At 46.3% G+C, this 17,310-nt stretch carries 17 protein-coding genes; 14 read left to right on the forward strand and 3 right to left on the reverse strand.

Features of this window, described 5'->3' with window-relative positions; genetic code table 11:
* Position 1 precedes the first annotated feature (1 nt).
* The 4 genes from ACG3M1_RS11600 (at position 2) to ACG3M1_RS11615 (ending at position 4,116) form a co-directional block, all read left to right on the forward strand.
* Positions 2-955 carry an ABC transporter permease gene (locus tag ACG3M1_RS11600; protein ID WP_008817347.1) on the forward strand — a complete coding sequence of 318 codons (954 nt, stop codon included), beginning with the start codon at positions 2-4 and terminating at the stop codon, positions 953-955.
* 117 nt (positions 956-1,072) lie between these two features.
* The gene (gene yfmF / locus ACG3M1_RS11605) at positions 1,073-2,329 is read left to right on the forward strand and encodes an EF-P 5-aminopentanol modification-associated protein YfmF (RefSeq protein ID WP_008817346.1); all 1,257 of its coding nucleotides are present in this window, start codon (positions 1,073-1,075) and stop codon (positions 2,327-2,329) included.
* A complete protein-coding gene (yfmH, locus tag ACG3M1_RS11610; RefSeq protein WP_395814180.1) occupies positions 2,310-3,593 on the forward strand; it encodes an EF-P 5-aminopentanol modification-associated protein YfmH in 1,284 nt (427 codons plus the stop codon). Before yfmF ends, yfmH begins: the two co-directional genes overlap by 20 nt.
* A gap of 202 nt (positions 3,594-3,795) precedes the next feature.
* Positions 3,796-4,116 (forward strand): single-stranded DNA-binding protein, encoded by a 321-nt coding sequence (locus tag ACG3M1_RS11615; RefSeq protein WP_002608899.1) that lies wholly within the window; start codon positions 3,796-3,798, stop codon positions 4,114-4,116.
* A gap of 89 nt (positions 4,117-4,205) precedes the next feature.
* On the opposite strand, the gene rpsD is transcribed toward ACG3M1_RS11615, so the two are convergent.
* Complete coding sequence (rpsD, locus tag ACG3M1_RS11620; protein ID WP_002608900.1) at positions 4,206-4,808, reverse strand: 30S ribosomal protein S4; 603 nt, start codon at positions 4,806-4,808, stop codon at positions 4,206-4,208.
* A gap of 535 nt (positions 4,809-5,343) precedes the next feature.
* Here rpsD and ACG3M1_RS11625 point away from each other — a divergent pair.
* The 3 genes from ACG3M1_RS11625 to thiI are packed head-to-tail and all read left to right on the forward strand — an operon-like array spanning position 5,344 to position 9,419.
* Complete coding sequence (locus ACG3M1_RS11625; protein ID WP_008817344.1) at positions 5,344-7,098, forward strand: septation ring formation regulator EzrA; 1,755 nt, start codon at positions 5,344-5,346, stop codon at positions 7,096-7,098.
* 1 nt (position 7,099) lies between these two features.
* Positions 7,100-8,230: a cysteine desulfurase family protein gene (locus ACG3M1_RS11630; RefSeq protein WP_009269175.1), complete on the forward strand. Its 1,131-nt coding sequence runs from the start codon at positions 7,100-7,102 to the stop codon at positions 8,228-8,230.
* Positions 8,211-9,419 carry a tRNA uracil 4-sulfurtransferase ThiI gene (gene thiI / locus ACG3M1_RS11635; RefSeq protein ID WP_002608903.1) on the forward strand — a complete coding sequence of 403 codons (1,209 nt, stop codon included), beginning with the start codon at positions 8,211-8,213 and terminating at the stop codon, positions 9,417-9,419. The genes ACG3M1_RS11630 and thiI overlap by 20 nt, the downstream gene beginning before the upstream one ends.
* A gap of 119 nt (positions 9,420-9,538) precedes the next feature.
* Here the strand turns inward: thiI and ACG3M1_RS11640 are convergent, their stop codons facing one another.
* Both ACG3M1_RS11640 and ACG3M1_RS11645 read right to left on the reverse strand, forming a co-directional pair.
* Positions 9,539-9,709 (reverse strand): hypothetical protein, encoded by a 171-nt coding sequence (locus ACG3M1_RS11640; protein WP_009589076.1) that lies wholly within the window; start codon positions 9,707-9,709, stop codon positions 9,539-9,541.
* A 45-nt stretch (positions 9,710-9,754) separates the two neighbouring features.
* Positions 9,755-10,297 (reverse strand): nitroreductase family protein, encoded by a 543-nt coding sequence (locus ACG3M1_RS11645; protein WP_009269174.1) that lies wholly within the window; start codon positions 10,295-10,297, stop codon positions 9,755-9,757.
* 112 nt (positions 10,298-10,409) lie between these two features.
* Between ACG3M1_RS11645 and ACG3M1_RS11650 the strand changes: the two genes are divergently transcribed.
* The 7 genes from ACG3M1_RS11650 (at position 10,410) to ACG3M1_RS11680 (ending at position 17,057) form a co-directional block, all read left to right on the forward strand.
* A complete protein-coding gene (locus ACG3M1_RS11650; RefSeq protein WP_008817340.1) occupies positions 10,410-11,228 on the forward strand; it encodes a putative RNA methyltransferase in 819 nt (272 codons plus the stop codon).
* 37 nt (positions 11,229-11,265) lie between these two features.
* The gene (ffh, locus tag ACG3M1_RS11655) at positions 11,266-12,678 is read left to right on the forward strand and encodes a signal recognition particle protein (protein ID WP_008817339.1); all 1,413 of its coding nucleotides are present in this window, start codon (positions 11,266-11,268) and stop codon (positions 12,676-12,678) included.
* 155 nt (positions 12,679-12,833) lie between these two features.
* Positions 12,834-13,814: a D-isomer specific 2-hydroxyacid dehydrogenase family protein gene (locus ACG3M1_RS11660; protein ID WP_008817338.1), complete on the forward strand. Its 981-nt coding sequence runs from the start codon at positions 12,834-12,836 to the stop codon at positions 13,812-13,814.
* 462 nt (positions 13,815-14,276) lie between these two features.
* The gene (locus ACG3M1_RS11665) at positions 14,277-14,504 is read left to right on the forward strand and encodes an RNA polymerase sigma factor (RefSeq protein WP_008817337.1); all 228 of its coding nucleotides are present in this window, start codon (positions 14,277-14,279) and stop codon (positions 14,502-14,504) included.
* On the forward strand, positions 14,504-14,674 hold the full coding sequence (locus tag ACG3M1_RS11670; RefSeq protein ID WP_008817336.1) for an RNA polymerase sigma factor: 171 nt from the start codon (positions 14,504-14,506) through the stop codon (positions 14,672-14,674). Before ACG3M1_RS11665 ends, ACG3M1_RS11670 begins: the two co-directional genes overlap by 1 nt.
* Positions 14,675-14,890: 216 nt before the next feature.
* Complete coding sequence (locus ACG3M1_RS11675; RefSeq protein ID WP_224721017.1) at positions 14,891-15,970, forward strand: hypothetical protein; 1,080 nt, start codon at positions 14,891-14,893, stop codon at positions 15,968-15,970.
* A gap of 217 nt (positions 15,971-16,187) precedes the next feature.
* Positions 16,188-17,057, forward strand: coding sequence for a GNAT family N-acetyltransferase (locus ACG3M1_RS11680; RefSeq protein ID WP_008817334.1), 870 nt, complete (start codon positions 16,188-16,190; stop codon positions 17,055-17,057).
* Positions 17,058-17,310: the final 253 nt, after the last annotated feature.

The following is a 17,310-nucleotide window of genomic DNA, read 5'->3' on the forward strand; positions in this document are numbered from 1 at the left end:
TATGGATACTATATTCTTTCTGGTACAGCAGACATGGTTCTTTGCCATTCCGCTGCTGGTCGTAGCGCTGGGCGGTCTGTTCTCTGAGCGAAGCGGTGTCATCAATATCGCTCTGGAAGGTATCATGCTTATCGGCGCCCTGTGCGGTATCGGGTTCATCCATATCTTCAATCACGCCATGCCGCCGCAACTGCTGCTTCTGTGTGCGGTGCTGGTTGCCGGTGCGGCAGGTATCGTCTTCTCTTTGTTCCATGCCTTTGCGGCAATTCATATGAAAGCGGATCAGGTCATCAGCGGTACGGCACTGAATACCTTTGCACCTGCATTCTGTATCTTCATCGCACGAACCTTCCAGCAGACACAGCAGATTCAGTTTGAGAATGTGTTCCGTATTGAATCCGTTCCTGTACTGGGATCGATTCCGATCATCGGGGACCTGCTGTTCAAGAATACCTACATAACAACCTATATCGGTTTATTGTTTCTGGTGCTGGCATGGGTGATCATTTACAAGACCCGTTTCGGTCTGCGCCTGCGTGCCTGCGGAGAGCTTCCTCAGGCTGCGGATTCTGCAGGTATCAGCGTTTACAAAATGCGCTATGCAGGCACTCTGATTTCCGGCTTTCTGGCCGGTATCGGCGGACTGATCTTCGTTGTTCCTACAAGCAATGTGTTTAATGCGGATGTTGCAGGGTATGGGTTCCTTGCACTGGCAGTGCTGATTTTCGGGCAGTGGAAGCCATTCCGCATCTTCTTTGCAGCGCTGTTCTTCGGCTTCATGAAGACCGTGGCGGCTACCTCCAGCGGAATTCCGTTTCTGGCAGGACTTAACATTCCTCCATACATCTATAAGATGGTGCCCTATATCGCAACGCTGATCGTGCTTGCCTTCGTTTCGAAGAATTCGGCAGCGCCGGCTGCAGAGGGGGAACCGTTCGATAAGGGAAAACGCTAAAACTGATCAACCTGATCAGTTTTTTTTCGTTGACAGATGTGGTACAATTAGAACCATGATGCATATAGGCATGGTAATTAAATGAAATATGCGCATACTACTACTGGAGGTATGATTATGCAGATAACAAACGGAGTACAGCTCCATTTTATGAAAACCGAAAAATTCAAGGATATCGGTATCAGCATACGTTTCCGCAGTGAGCTGGAGCCCAAGCTGGCGGCATCCCGCTCACTGCTTGCACTGATGCTGTGTGATCGATGTAAAACGTATGATACAAAGAAAAAGATGAGCGATTATCTTGATTTGCTGTATGGGGCAACGCTCAATGCACAAACGGCCGGCTATGGCAGTGCGCAGATCGTGGAAATCCGCAGCAAAATTATCAATCCCTGCTATGTGCAGGGAAAACAGCAGCTTTTGGAATCACTCTTTTCCTTTCTGCAGGAGGTTTTGTTTCAGCCGCTGCTGCAGGAGCATGTTCTGGAGGAATCCCGCAGTATATTGAAGGCGAAAATTGAGCGGATGGAGGATGATCCTGCACAATATGCCATCACACAGGGACTGAAGATTGCCGGAGAAGGGGATTATCTGGGAATATCCGCACTTGGCGATGTAAAGACACTGATGCAGCTTACGCTGGATGATGTGAAGGCTGCATATCAGCGCATGCTGGAGAAGGATGTTATTGATATTTTGATTTGCGGCGCGTTTGATGATACGCAGATGGAGCAGCTCGTTAAAGCGCACCTACCCTTTGCGGCTCGTAAGCAGGAAATAAAAACCTTTTATAAGGTACAGAATCAGCTGCACGATGAAAGAAAAACCGAATACCGAAACATTACGCAGAGCAGCATTATGATGGTATGGTTTACAAATACAGCAATCAATGATCCGGATTATTATGCACTGCGTGTTGCAAATGCGATGTTTGGACAATACTCCACCTCGCTGCTGTTTCAGGAGGTGCGTGAGAAAAACAGTCTGTGCTATTCCATTTACTCCAATCTGATTTCCTATGATGCGGCGCTGGGAGTCACCACCGGCGTGGAGAAGGAGCACATCGATAAGACGATTTCATTGATACGCAAGCAGTTTCAGCGCATTTGTGAGGGCGATTTCGCTTCAGATCTGCTGGAGGTATCCAAACAGATGATTGTCAATTCATTAAAGGCCAGCAAGGACTCCATGAATTCCCTGATAGCACTGCAGTATCAAAATGTACTGCTGGACCGCCAGTGGGACACCGAGGATATCATTGAGCGGATTCAGGCTGTCAAGCGTGAGGATATTCTTCATGCGATGCAGGCATGTGAACTGAAGATGACTTTTGTTCTGACAAAGGAGGATGCGGATGAAAACAATCACGAATAAGCGCTATGGGGAAAGCTATGTGGAGGAAACTCTGGAAAATGGACTGCATGTTGTTCTCTGGCAGAAGCCGGATTATGAAAAATCGCTCTTCATGATGGCAACTCCGCTGGGTGCCATGGATATGAAGCAGGTGGATGAACAGGGGAAGGAATTGCATTTTCCTGCAGGAATTGCTCATTTTCTGGAGCATAAGATGTTTGAAATGGGGGACAGTGATGTCATGGAGCTGTTTTCCCGCATGGGTGCCAGCGTAAATGCCTTTACCTCCTATACAGAAACAGCATATTACTTTTCAACGACATCCGATGTAAAGGAACCGCTGAATCTGCTTCTGGATTTTGTACAGGAGCTGGATATCAGTGAGGAATCCGTGGAAAAGGAAAAGGGAATCATCATACAGGAACTGCATATGTATAAGGAAATGAGTGATTCCCGACTGCTCATGGAAACCTTTTCCTCCCTCTATCAGCAGCCTCCGCTTCGTTATGATATCGGCGGCGATGATGAAAGTGTAAATAGTATCACACTGCAGCAGCTGCAGGACTGCTACGCGATGAATTATCATCCGGCGTCTATGATTCTGGTTGGTGTCAGCAAGGAGGATCCAAAAAAGCTGCTTGCACTGATTAAGGAAAATCAGAAGAAAAAGACATTTTCGCCGATATCCAGCGTCCGGCGTCTGGCTTATACGGAGCCTGAGCAGCCCGCAAGGGACAGCTTTTCCTTCACTATGGATGTCAGCGTGCCGAAGCTGTCGTATGCCTGCAAGCTGCAGGGAATGGAAGATGTATACGCCCGTACCAAGGCGGAGTGGTGTATCAAAATCATGCTGGATGCTGTGTTCAGTTCATTGAATCCGGATTTTCAGCAGTGGCTGGATGAAGGAATCATCAATGACTATGTCGGCAGTGAGGTCGATCTGGGAAAGGATTACGGCATGGTGATGTTCTATGCGGAAACGACGAAGAAGGAAGCGTTTCTTGCAGTTGTCAAAGAAGTGCTTGCCCGTATCAGCAGTGCCGATATTACACAGGAGCTGCTGGATCAGCTGAAAAACCGCTATTTCGGACAGTCTGTGCGCAGTTTGAACAGCTTTGATGATATTGCCATCACGTATGTTCGCAGTTATTTTGATCAGGCGGATTTCTTCCGACTGCTGGATGTGCTGTATGAAATTACACTGGAGGACATTCAACAGGTCTGTGCAGCCCTGCAGGACGCACCAGGCACACTGGTGGAGCTGCTGCCGGAAAACTGCTCGTAAAAATTACCTTATTTGTCAGAGAAAGCAGTGAATACGCTCTCACAGGAGCATTCACTGCTTTTTTTATGCGATAGCTTTTCGCAAGGAGCAAATAATGCGGTTTGCGCAAATATAGGGAAACAGCGATAATATAGGGGAGCTTGGGAGGGATGTTCATGCGGTGAGGAATAGCATTTTAGAAAAAAGAAAGGATGGTACACATATGAACGTGATAGCTTTTGTAGGTGAACTGACGGAACTGTCAGAAATCCGTACATCGGCAGCCGGGAATCGTTTTGCGACTATGATGATTCGTGTTCAGCGCCCCTTTGCGAACAGCGAGGGTGTTTATGAATATGACAATCTGAATATCATGCTCTGGAAGGGCATTGCGGAAACGGCGATGGCGGCAGCGCAGGTGGGAGATCATGTGTCTGTAAAGGGACGCATGCAGTCACATACCTTTGAAGGGCAGGACGGCAAGCTGCATCGCAGCTATGATCTGATTGCGGAGCACGTTTCCTTTATCAAAAAGGAACGCTGAAAAAAGCGAAGAGGGAACAGCTCCCTCTTCACTGCATTGGCTGTCATGGTAATATTATAAAAAAATCCGGATATCCGGATTTTTTAACATTATCTGTTGTAGAATTCTACTACCAGCAGTTCGTTGAACTCGGAATTCAGCTCACTGCGCTCTGGCAGACGAAGGTAGGTACCCTTCTTTGCATCTTTATCAACATCGATGAATGCTACGGTATTCAGTGTTGCTTCCAGTGCCTCGTTGATTGCCTTCATATCTCTGGATTTCTCCTTGATTTCCACAACCATACCTGGCTTTGCGATAAAGCTAGGGATATCAACTTTCTTACCGTTAACCAGAATGTGTCCGTGGTTAACCAGCTGACGAGCAGCACGGCGAGTGCGGGCAAAGCCCATACGGTAAACCAGGTTATCCAGACGGGATTCCAGCAGACCCAGGAAGTTGTCACCAGTTACACCCTTCATCTTGCTTGCTTTGATGAAAGTGTTGTAGAACTGACGCTCGTTCAATCCATACATGTAACGGATTTTCTGCTTTTCACGCAGCTGCTGTCCGTAGTTTGTTAATTTTACACGTTTCGTAGGTCCGTGCTGACCTGGTGCATACGCACGTTTCTGAAGCTCTTCTCCGGTTTCCAGAATAGAGAAACCAAGACGGCGGGATGTTTTCCAAACCGGTCCATTGATTCTTGACATGAAAATCCTCCTTATTGTTTTATGGCTATAAAACAATAACAGGTACAAATCATTTTTACATGGTGTTCATACTCACGGTATCTTCGCTCAGCAGTAAGTTACGCAATACCCCGCAGAAATCTGCGTCATGAACGCTATATGTAAAGCATTTGCATTCTGCTATCCATTTTACGCCACTTTACTATAACAGAACGAGGAATGGATGTCAAACAGAATTTATTTTTATGACTCAATTTTTCAGATAGTCCTATCGTTAGCATATTGTGGAATGCTCGTCATCCCTGCATATACAAACCTGTTAAAGATAATACCTTGAAGCTTTGATTTCTAAAAGCTCGACGGACAGAGAAACATGCGTTGTTTATCTATAAATGCTATCCTTTCCATGAGGAGTGATAAATGTGTGATGCGGCATTGTGTGAAAGAAAAATAAGACACGCATCATTTCTTCTAGAATAAGCATAATTTCTGATTTCTTAATCGTATAAATTATGATACAATATACCTAGTGAATTCGAATGGAAGAGGTGTCTGTATGGAGAATTTTATCAACAATGTCAAAAATGTTGTTTCCCTTGATGTTTTAATCTATATAGTGATTGCGCTGGTCGCCATCGTCATACTTACGATCATCATGATGGTCCTGCGTCAGAAGCAGGCAAGAAAGCAATTGGATGAACTGGAGCTGAGCTACAACTCGCTGAAGGGAATTCCACTTGCTTTTAAATTGAACAAGGCTGTGGCACTGTCACGGGTCAATGAGGAAATGAGTCAGCGTGTGGAAAGCTGCCGTACGGATTTTGACAATATTCAGGAGCAGCTGAAGGAATGCAGCGTTACCCTGGCCGAGGCGGATGATCTGATCTATGTTCATAAAGCCAAGGCTGCAAAGCGGCGCATGGAGAAGCTGCGGGAACAGATGGCAGAGCTGGAGGGTGTCGCAAAGGATGTCAATCAGGCACTGGACAGCATTTTGGAGCAGGAAAACGAGCAGCGTGTACATATCAATAAGCTGAAGGATGATTTTCGTATCATCAAGCGCAATATCAATGAGAACCGTGCTTCCTTCTCCCAGAGCTATGAATATCTGGAAATGGAGATCGCAGCTATTGAAAAGATGTTTTCAGCCTTTGAGGAATGGATGTTTGCGTCCGAATTCAACAAGGCTGCTGATCAGCAGAAGGAAATACGGGAATCTGTCGCTCATTTAAAGGAGCTGGTGGATGTCCTGCCTTCCATGTATGAACGTGCCAGAGGTGTTCTTCCGCGAGCAATCGATGAAGTCGGTTATCAGTATGCACAGGCGAAAAACAAGGGTGTGTATACCGAGCATCTGGAGGTTCGCAAGAATCTGGATATCATCAGCGATATGCTGAAAAATGATTTGAATAAGCTTCGCAATGGAAATCCGAAGGACGTTCATGAGGATCTCAACGATTGTGAAAAACGCATTTCCCAGCTTGCCGAACAGCTGAGCAGGGAAGAGGCTGCCTTCGATGAGGTCAGCGACAATGTCGACATCCTCTTTGATACGATTCGCAGCATCAATATGGATGTGGAAGCTATCGAGGAGCTGTATAACCGCGTATATGAACGGTTTGGCTTTGAAAACTGGACCCAACGGCTGCAGGAGGTGCATGAGCGCCTTTCCGTATTAAACGACATGCAGCGCAAGCTGGAAGCGGTCATCGCACAAAACAAGGTGCCATACTCCACAATACTGATTGCATATAAGGAGCTGGAGCAGAGTGCGGCTGCCTTCACCAATGAGGTTGGTGAAATGAAGCAGAAGCTCGACAATGCCTGCAGTGATGAGGAGCGGGCAAAGAAACAGCTGATCAAGCTGCAGCTGATTGTGAATGAAATTCGTGTGAAAATGTCCAAGCACCGGCTGCCGAGTGTTTCACAAAAATATGAGGATGACCTGCATAAAGGGGAAATCATGATCAAGGACATTCAGGTGATTCTGGATAATTCTCCGCTGGATGTCAAACGCCTGAACGCCGAGCTGCGCAGTGCGATTGATTATATTTATACATTATATAACAGTGTGAATAATCTGGTGGGAATGGCAATTATGGTGGAAAATACGATTGTGTTTGGAAACCGGTATCGCTCCTCCTTTCCGGATATCGACAGTGAGCTGACAAGAGCAGAGCTGTGCTTTCGAAACGGGCAGTATACCAAGGCATTGAAAATCGGCATCCAGTGCATTGAGAAAATGCATCCGGGAGCTTATGAAAAACTGATCAACAAGAAGGATCCAAGTATCCTGAATGCGGGGGAGTAGCATGATTTATCTGGATTATGCCTCCACCACGCCGATTTGCCCGGAAATTTTAAAAACCTATACCAGGCTTTTGGAGAAGCATTACGGCAACAGTGATTCTCTGCATGAGCTGGGAAGGGAAACCGGTAAATTGATGGAACAAAGCCGTGCACAGATTGCACAGCTTTTGCACGTTTATAAGGATGAGATTCTGTTTACCTCCTGTGCCAGCGAATCCAACAATGCGGCAATCAAGGGGGCAGCCTGGAAATATGCCAATCGCGGCAAGCATCTGATTACCACCTGCGTGGAGCATTCTAGCATTCATAATGCCATGGAACAGCTGCAGGAGGTTTTTGGATATGAGGTGACCTATCTTCCCGTGAATGCGAAGGGTTGCGTGGAAGTAGAAGATTTGAAGCAAGCATTACGAAAGGATACTGTTCTGGTATCCATGATGATGGTGAATAATGAAACCGGGGCAGTGAATGCGATTCGTGAATGTGCCCAGTACGTGCACGCCAATTCCAGGGCACTCTTTCACATGGATGGTGTACAGGCGCTGGGAAAGCTGGAGGTCGATCTTTCCTGTGTTGATCTGGCAACCTTTTCCGCCCATAAAATCTACGGACTGAAGGGCAGCGCTATCCTATATAAGAAAAGAAATGTAGAGCTGGTCCCGCTTATCAGCGGCGGTCAGCAGGAAAACGGACTACGAGCCGGCACCAGCAATGCACCGACAAATATTGTGTTTGCGAAAACGCTGCGCCTTGCCATGGAACAGCGTGAGGATGCCTATGCCCATGTGCAAAAGCTGAACAGCTACCTTCGTAAAGCGCTGTCCGCAATGGAGGATATCGTGATCAATTCCCCGGAGGAAGGCAGCCCGTTTATCCTCAATATATCCAATCTGCGCATTGGCAGTGAAATTATGCTCAATGCACTGAATGCCAAAGGCTTTGCTGTTTCTGCCCAAAGCACGTGTTCATCACACAGTAAAGCGGTTTCCGCAGTTCTGCTTGCTATGGGGTTGGGGGAGCAGCGTGCAACCCATGCAATACGCATATCCCTGTCGCATCTGACTACCAGAGAGGAAGTCGATGCCTTTTTACAGGCTTTAAAGGAGATCAATCATGACTATCGAACAAAATAACATTGTATATAACCATATTCTTGTCCGCTTCGGAGAGCTGTCCACGAAGGGAAAGAATAAAAAGGATTTCATCAAGCGCTTATTAACAAATGTGAAAAATGCGCTTCGGGATTATGACAGACTGAGCTATGAGCGTACCCATGACAGACTGTACATCATGCTGAACGGAGAAGATCCGCACGCTGTCAGCGAGCATCTGCAGAAGGTATTCGGTATTTCCTCCTTTTCCTTCGCAATCCGCGTGGATTCCGATATTGAGGCGATGAAGCAAACGGCACTGCAGGTGGCGAAGGAAAGCGATGCACGGACCTTTAAAATCGAAGCACGCAGAAGTCACAAGCTGTTTCCGATGATTTCCGATGAAATCAATCGTGCTGTTGCCGGAGAAATTCTGCGGAACACTGAACTGAAGGTAAATGTGCGGGAGCCGCAGTTACGCATCCAGATCGAGGTGCATCAGGAGGATACCTATATTATGACCGGCAGAATTGCCGGGGCAGGCGGTTATCCGGTCGGTGTCGGCGGGAAGGCGCTGGTCATGCTGTCCGGTGGAATTGATTCCCCGGTCGCATCCTATCTGACCATGAAGCGCGGCGTTGCGATCGAATGCGTTCATTATGCATCACCGCCATACACCAGTCAGGCAGCACAGGACAAGGTACTTGAGCTTGCCCGTCAGCTTGCCCCGTATCAGGGACATATTCGTGTCCATGTGGTGCCTTTCACAGACTTACAGCTTGCCATCTATAAAAACTGTGATGAAAGCTATGCCATTACGATAATGCGCCGTATGATGTATCGCATTGCACAGCGGCTTTGCGAGCAGCAGCACTGTCTTGCCATTGTCAATGGGGAAAGCATCGGACAGGTAGCGAGTCAGACGCTGGAAAGTATGCAGACCATTAACTGTGTAACGACAACACCGGTTATTCGTCCGGTTGCCTGCATGGACAAGGTGGAAATCATCAATGTTTCCCGTGCCATTGACACCTATGATATCTCCATACAGCCCTTTGAGGACTGCTGTACGATATTTACGCCGAAAAACCCGGTAACCAAACCGACGATTCAGCGCTCAGAACGGCTGGAGGCGCGCTTTGATTATGAGTCTTTGCTGCAGGAATGCATCGAGAAGACAGAGCATGTGGATGTATACCCGAAAGCGAAGCTTGATGAGGATATTTTTTAGTATAAATTGAAAACACTCACCCATACTAACAATGTGAGGTGAGAAAAATGGAAAGAAGAAAACAGTACAACGAAAAACAGGTTGAGCAGGACTTATATCAGTACGAAATGGGTATTGAATTAGGTGCTGACGTTGAAGCTGAAAAGAGAAATCATCAGAATGAATACGACAAAGAGCATTCTTCTCAGGATTTCAAAAACAACTTCAATAACAACAACCAGAGCAACTCCCAGAGAAACAACCAGAACCAGCGCAACAACAACCAGAATCAGAATCGTTAAGGCTGGCACAAAAAAACCGCTCCTCTTCCGATTGGAAAACAGGAGTGGTTTTTTTTATGTTTCGTAATACGTTACGATATCGTCCAGCTTCTTACGCTTTGGCTTCTCAGGGTCCATGGCCTTGTAGCCGACACTGATGACGCTGACAATAATTTCCGTCTCTGGGATGTTGAGAAGTCTTTGTATGGCTTTTGCATCACGGATGCCCATCACAAGGGTATCAAGCCCAAGATCCCTTGCCTTTAATAAAAGATTTTCATTATGCAGGCCCAGATCATAGGCACCCCACAGATTTCCGAGCTCATTGCTCGGGGTACCGTCCTTATCAAAGCCGGCCACATCCTTTACAAAGCTTGTGACAATGAGTACCGGAGCATCCTTTGTGTTCTCTGCATTAAAGGGAGCCAGACCTTCCTGCTTCATAGCCTGCAGCATGGTCGAAGATGTAATGACATGATACCGTGCTGTCTGGGAATTCTTCCAGCTCGGTGCCTCCATGGCACAGCGAAGCATTGCTTCGATATCCTCCTTTGCCACCGGTCTTGCGGCATATTTACGGATGCTTTTTCTTGTGACTGCAACTTCATTAAATTCCATTAAAATCACCTCTTTGTATTTATTTTACTACAATTTTCCTTAAATTTCCGTAATTAAGCAAACTTTTCCTATTTTGCCTGTGGTATACTTAGATAGGAAATGAGGTAGGTATATGCTGTTATGTCCGAAATGCGGAAATAAACTGGTCAGGGAGGAACGCGTTTGGCGCTGTCAGAATAACCATTCCTATGACATTGCAAAGCGTGGATATGTCAATCTGGCGCTGCATCATAAAGCACTCAGCGGGGATGATCGGGAAATGGTAAAGGCACGCACACGATTTTTATCCCATGGATATTATGCACCGCTGCAGGCTGCACTGGTTGAACTGGTACGGGGCTATCATCCGTCAGTCGTCATAGATGCAGGCTGTGGAGAGGGGTATTATACGAACAGAGTGAAACAGGAAACGGATACACTGCTTGGCTTTGACTTATCCAAGTATGCAGTCGATGAAGCGTGCAAGGCCAGAAGCGGTGCGGTATATGCGGTGGCGAGTGTTTTCCATATGCCCCTGTGTGATGCCTGTTCCGATATGGTGCTTTCTGTGTTTGCGCCGTTTCAGGCAGAGGAATTTCTGCGTGTCTTACAGCCGGGTGGTATCTTCATCAAGGTCGGTCCCGGTCCGCAGCATCTGATGGGGCTCAAGGAAATCCTGTATGATGTGCCCTATGAAAATCCGTCGGAAACGCTGCAGCAGGAGGGCTTCATTCTGGAAAAAACGCAGACGGTGGAAGCTGCTATCTGTATTCGGGATGCAGCTGATATTCAGGCACTGTTTCATATGACGCCCTATTACTGGAAAACACCAAAGGATGCGGCTATGCGCTTGCAGGAGCTGGATGAGCTGAAAACGAAAATTCAGTTTCAAATCGAAATCTATCGCAAAGATGAAAACATGCTTAACAAACAAGAGCAGGCTATGCTATAATGTGATACAGGTATTAGGAGAAAGGCGGTAAACAGGTATGGCATTTGAATCACTAAGTGAACGTCTGGGAAAGGCGTTTAAAAATATAACCGGAAAGGGAAAGCTGAGCGAAAAAAATATGAACGACATGCTGCGCGAGGTGCGTATGTCGTTGCTGGAGGCCGATGTTAATTACGGCGTCGTTAAGGATTTCATTGCCCGCGTAAAGGAACAGGCACTGGGAACGGAGGTCATGACCTCTCTGAATCCGGGGCAGATGGTTGTAAAAATCGTTCATGACGAAATCGTAGCGCTGCTGGGAAGCGAGGATGCTCCGGTAAATTATAAAAGCAGTGGAATAACAACTGTCATGATGGTGGGTCTGCAGGGTACCGGTAAAACAACGGCATCCGCAAAGATCGCCAACGTAATGAAGAAAAAGCAGAGCCGCAAGCCGTTGCTGGTAGCCTGTGATGTTATTCGTCCTGCAGCGATTGAACAGCTGAAAACACTGGGGGAAAGCATTGGCGTTGAGGTCTTTTCACTTGGTGTGGAGACCAAGGCGCTGGAAACAGCGAAGCAGGCAATGGATTATGCCAAGGAAAACGGCTATGATACCGTGCTCTTTGATACTGCCGGGCGTCTGCATATTGATGAAGAGCTGATGCAGGAGCTGTCCGATATCAAGGCTTTTGTACATCCGGATGATATTTTGCTGACCGTCGATGCAATGACCGGACAGGATATTGTGAATGTTGCAGGCAGCTTCCATGAACAGCTGGAGGTTACCGGTCTCGTATTGACGAAGCTGGATGGTGATTCCAGAGGCGGTGGTATTCTGTCTGTGCGCTCCATCACACAGGTTCCGGTAAAGTTTGTCGGTCTGGGTGAAAAAATTGACGACTTGGATGTGTTCCATCCGGATCGTATGGCCGATCGTATTCTGGGCATGGGAGATATCATGTCTCTGGTCGAGCAGGCACAGGATAAAATGGATATCGAAGCGAGCACGAAATCTGCGAATCGCATGATGAGCGGACAGTTTACTCTGACAGACATGCTTGTGCAGTTCCAGCAGCTTGAAAAAATGGGGTCTCTGGGCGGTATGATGAAGCTGATTCCGGGGATGAACCAGCTGGCAGGGCAGATCGACGAAGCCAAAGCCGGCAACAAAATGAAGAAAAGCACCGCAATCATTCAGAGTATGACGATGGAGGAGCGGGAGAATCCCAATATCCTTCGTGCATCCAGAAAGAATCGTATTGCCAAAGGTAGTGGTACAACGGTAGCGGATGTAAACCGACTGTTGAATGAATATGAGAAAATGAAGCAGGTCATGAAGCAGATGGGTGCTATGACCAAGTCCGGTAAAATGCCGAACATGGGCGGTATGGGAGCCATGGGGGCAATGAAAAACATGCGCAGCATGAATAAGATGATGCGTCAGGGCGGAAAACGAGGAAAACGATAACAAGGCATACACTGCCTTGTTTTTATTAAAAGGAAGGCGTAGTTAACTGTTGGTCCCAAAGGGTGCTTACGATTCTGATTTCAAAAGGAGATTACAATCAGTGATATTAACCAAGATTTGATGAATGCAATACGTATTTTGTGAGGAGGGTGTTTATGAAGGTATTTGTATATGGCTATCGAAAAGAGGAAGCTGCTTATTTCAGTGCCTGTGCAAAAGCGATGCAGCTGGAAATCGATACCTGTGCACAGCGACCGACACTGGAAAATGCACAACTTTGTCAGGGCTATGAATGCATCAGTGTGCTATCAACACCGATCGATGCTGCATTGCTGCAGAAATTGCAGGAGGTAGGTGTCCGCTTTCTGTCAACACGTACTGTCGGCTATGATCACATTGACCTTGCTTATGCCAGAAAAATCGGTATTCATATTGGAAATGCAACCTATGCGAGTGAGAGTGTGGCGGACTATACGATTATGCTGATTCTGATGGCGCTGCGCAAAATGAAGCTGATTTTGCAGAGTGCGGTCAGTCAGGATTATTCCTTTGATGCGGTATTGGGCAGCAATCTGAAGGGAAAAACACTCGGAGTGATTGGGACGGGAGCCATCGGACAGACACTCATTCGTCATATTGCCGGCTTTGGGTGCCGAATACTTGCCTATAATCCACATCCGCGAAAGGAAATGGAGCAATATGTGACCTATGTGGATTTGAATACCCTGTATCAAAACAGCGACATTATCACGCTGCATGTACCGTTAAACGATGCCACCTACCATTTGCTCAATGAAGCGGCTTTTGCCCGGATGAAGCCTGGTGTAATCATCGTGAATACAGCACGCGGTCCTCTGATCGATAATACGGCGTTGATTGCTGCGATAGAATCAGGAAAGGTCGGTGCAGCTGCGCTGGATGTCGTCGAGGGAGAAACCGGTATCTATTACAATCGAAGGAAAGGGAAGATACTGAAGCAGCATGATATGGCTGTATTAAACTCCTTTCCCAATGTACTGCTAACACCGCATCTCGCTTTCTTAACCGATGATTCCTATCGGGATATGGTGACACATTCGATGAAGAGCTGCTATCTGTTTATGCACGGCGAGGAAAATCCATGGCTTATTCAGTAGAGTGATGAATAATCAGACTGCAAAACCTGATGAGAGGCTTTCGCGCTTTTTTTCAGCTTAGGAGTCGATCGATATATATGATGAAAAGGGTCAAGCTTATATTGATCCTTTTTGTTTCACATGATTAGGATGATTTCCAGAATCAAAGCCTTGGTCTAGTTTTTTGATCACGGTTACAACAAAGAAAGTGAACATAATGCATGATTCTCCTCCTTGCAGCTATAACTTATCCTTGGTGTGGAGTGCATGCTTTCCCTTTGCAGCAGCCTGCAAATAGCCTGTTTTAGCTATTTGTGAAAAGCTGAAGCAGCTGTATAGGTCTTTACATAAGCATGACTGCATACAAGCGGTAGGCTGATTATGTCCTACAGGTGCTAATTGTTTTTCACTGCAACTTTTTTGCTCATATAATCGTGTTTATAATAGAGGGGATAAAATTCCTTGTTAGGAGGGAAGTGCGGCATGAGAACTTATGCGGATATGACATTTGAAGAAGTTATGGAAGCCTTTGCGGATACTGTGACCCGTCTTGCATATTTGCGGATGGGAAATGAGCAGGATGCAAAGGATATCTTTCAAAATGTCTTTTTGAAGCTATATACACAGACGATGGAATTTCACGATCCTCAGCATGTGAAGCCTTTGCTCAGGTGGAGGATGTACAGGAACGCAATGAGCTGTATGAGCTGATGGAGCTGGTACCCAACCATCGCAATGCTTTGTATTTATATTATTATGAGGGCTATTCCATACGGGAAATCAGTAGACTCATGAACGCACGCGAGAATACTGTGAAGTCCTGGATGCGGCGCGGGAAACAGGAGCTGCGCAGTCTTTTGGGAGGTGAAGAGGATGCGTGAGAAAAAATTCAGGGGCTTTGATGATATACACTGCCCGCAAAGCTGGAAAGAACAGGTGATGGATCAGGCGGAGTCCTCCGAAAGAAAAAAAGCGTCTATATATGGCGAATTGCTGTTTTATTTCTGCTGGCATTGCTTTCCTTAGGTACTGCATATGCGTGCAGTGATACGGTACGCGATTGGCTTTTATCACTGTTTAGCAATGGACAGGAGAAGGTGCAGGTAAAGGAAGACCCTGTTTCTGTACAAGCCCTCAATGGAATCACCTATCTGGATGCCGACTGCCGCTATTATGTAAAACTGCCGGAAGAAAAAATTGCGGGGGAAGATACGTTGACCGTATATGAAAAAGGACGAATCGTAGAAGACGCTGTTCCAAAGAAAAGCTTAGAGCTGCAGCTGCCAGTGGAAAACAGCACCGTGACCGTACAATTACAATATGTTCATCTGAAAAACGAGTGCCTCCCTCTGTATCTAAAAGGGGAGGAGGGCACTGGAATACCGGATTCGTCATTCCGTGTACTGGCGGACGGAATGCTGGTGATCGAATATGTGCAGGATACCTTTCAAAATGCCTATCTGGTAAATCCGGAAACAGCAGACGTGCAATCCATTGGAGATTTATCCTACCATGCAGAAGCGGAATCTGGAATGCATATCTATGCCAACACCGTACAAAGCAGTGCCTCCGGGCGGTTTCTGCTATATCGCACGTATGCATTGGCACAGGGATGGGCGAAGGAGAAAACAGAAGCACAATGGGTGCTACTGGACAGGGTGGAAAATACCCGTCGTAGGCTGGATACAAAACGGCTGCCTGGCTATCTGCTGGGAAATGAGCTGCGTATGGCTGGCGATACGCACATCATTACAACAAAAAGCTATGCAGTGGATGCTACGACCGAAGCGAATTACCCGATTGTGTATAATTACCGTAAGAATACCTGGACAGAGTACAGTGACTACCAGTGCGCTGTTCCCTTTGTCAGTGATTATTTGTATCGTGCAAGAGACTCTTCCATAGAGCTGCTAAATATCCGTACACAGGAAAAGCATTCGATTCCATTACCGAAGAACATGCGGGCAGAAGACTGTATTTTGTATCCGTATGATGGGTTTTATATCAGTGAGAGTACGCTGAGCAGTGCATTGGATATCTATATTGTATCGCAGCAGCGATGGGTTCATTTGGATGCAAAGATATTGAATGGTGAGACAGCTGTCCTCTTTGCGTATCCGCTGGATGATCACACGCTTTTGCTCAATCAGACATATTTGATCGAATTTCACAAATAATCTGGAAAAGTATAGGATAGTATGCTATAGTACTGTTATACCTTAAAGGTACCGTATATAATAAGAAAGGCAGGTGGTTTGTATGAATACATTCAAAACGTATAAACTGAGGAAAGATACAGACTGCCGTGTTGATAGCTAGCGCATGTTCTGGGCATCCCTTGGGATGCTTTTTTCTTTCCTATGCAGCAAATTTATGAAAGGAAAGGACAAAAGAATGAAAACAGAAATTTGTAAAGAGCAGTACGCAGCATCTATGACAGCGATGCCGGCAAGCAGCAAGGAACAGAATCGTTCCCTGAAACGGGGGTTAAGCAGACAGGAGCTGTCTCTGCAGCAATGCTATGTGATGATTCGTAAGGAGCAGGTGGTTGCCAGAGCAGTTATTTATGATGAGCATTCCTACATTGGCAATCTGACACTGGAGGCGATCGAGCAGACGGAGGCTGATCAGTTTGTAAGGGATGTTATTGGCCATCTGGATCGAAGCAGAGAATGGCGCATCGACCTGTATTCGGACAAAATCAATTATACACTCGTATATCGGGCGCTGAAGCGCTGGTTTCCTATAGAAATCAAAAGGGAAAGCTACACAGTGATGACTGCTGAACGGGATTTGCATTCCTATGAGTTCGTATCGGCAAAGCAGATGACGAAGGAAAATCTGCTGGAGCTGATGGTGAGCGCAAGCAGAACTACACCGGATTTGCTTTTGCAAAGAGAACATACCAGTATGGGGCTGTATCCGGCAGTCCAAAAGCAGATGGAGGAGCTGCTGGATGATGAAGAAAGCGACATTTTATTTCAGATTCTGCTTGTTGAAGGGCAACCTGCAGGCTTTATCAGTGTAAATCGTCTGCTGGATGATGTTGGAGGAATCGGATGTATTGGGGTACATGCCGATTATCAGGGAAAGCGGCTTGGCAGCGTGCTGCTGCAAAAGGCAATGGACATGGCCTGGCATCACGATATTCATAAGCTGATAGGGGATATTGATGTTCATAATATCGCTATTCGAAAAAATCTGATACAATGCGGCTTTATGCTCGATTGTAGGATGTGTATGTTTCTGTTGGAAAAGCAGTAGCTAAGTCAATGGAAATCTGAAAGGACAGGGAACAGGCAGTTCATCATTTTATACAGAAGGATTTAGAAGAGACGCCTACAGCGAGGGACTGGGATAACTGTTTGTAGGGTGATTCGTTAAGGAATGTCAGGGAGAAAATCTGATTTCTTGCGGACTGAAATGTTCATAAAAAAAGGGGAATCCAATCTTCTGTTAAGTGGATTCCTCTGTTTTCTTTATTATCAAGTAAAAATCACCTGTTGTTTTTTTCTCT

It is taken from the genome of Clostridium sp. 10cd* (assembly GCF_044336395.1).
Lineage (GTDB): Bacteria > Bacillota_I > Bacilli_A > Erysipelotrichales > Erysipelotrichaceae > Clostridium_AQ > Clostridium_AQ innocuum.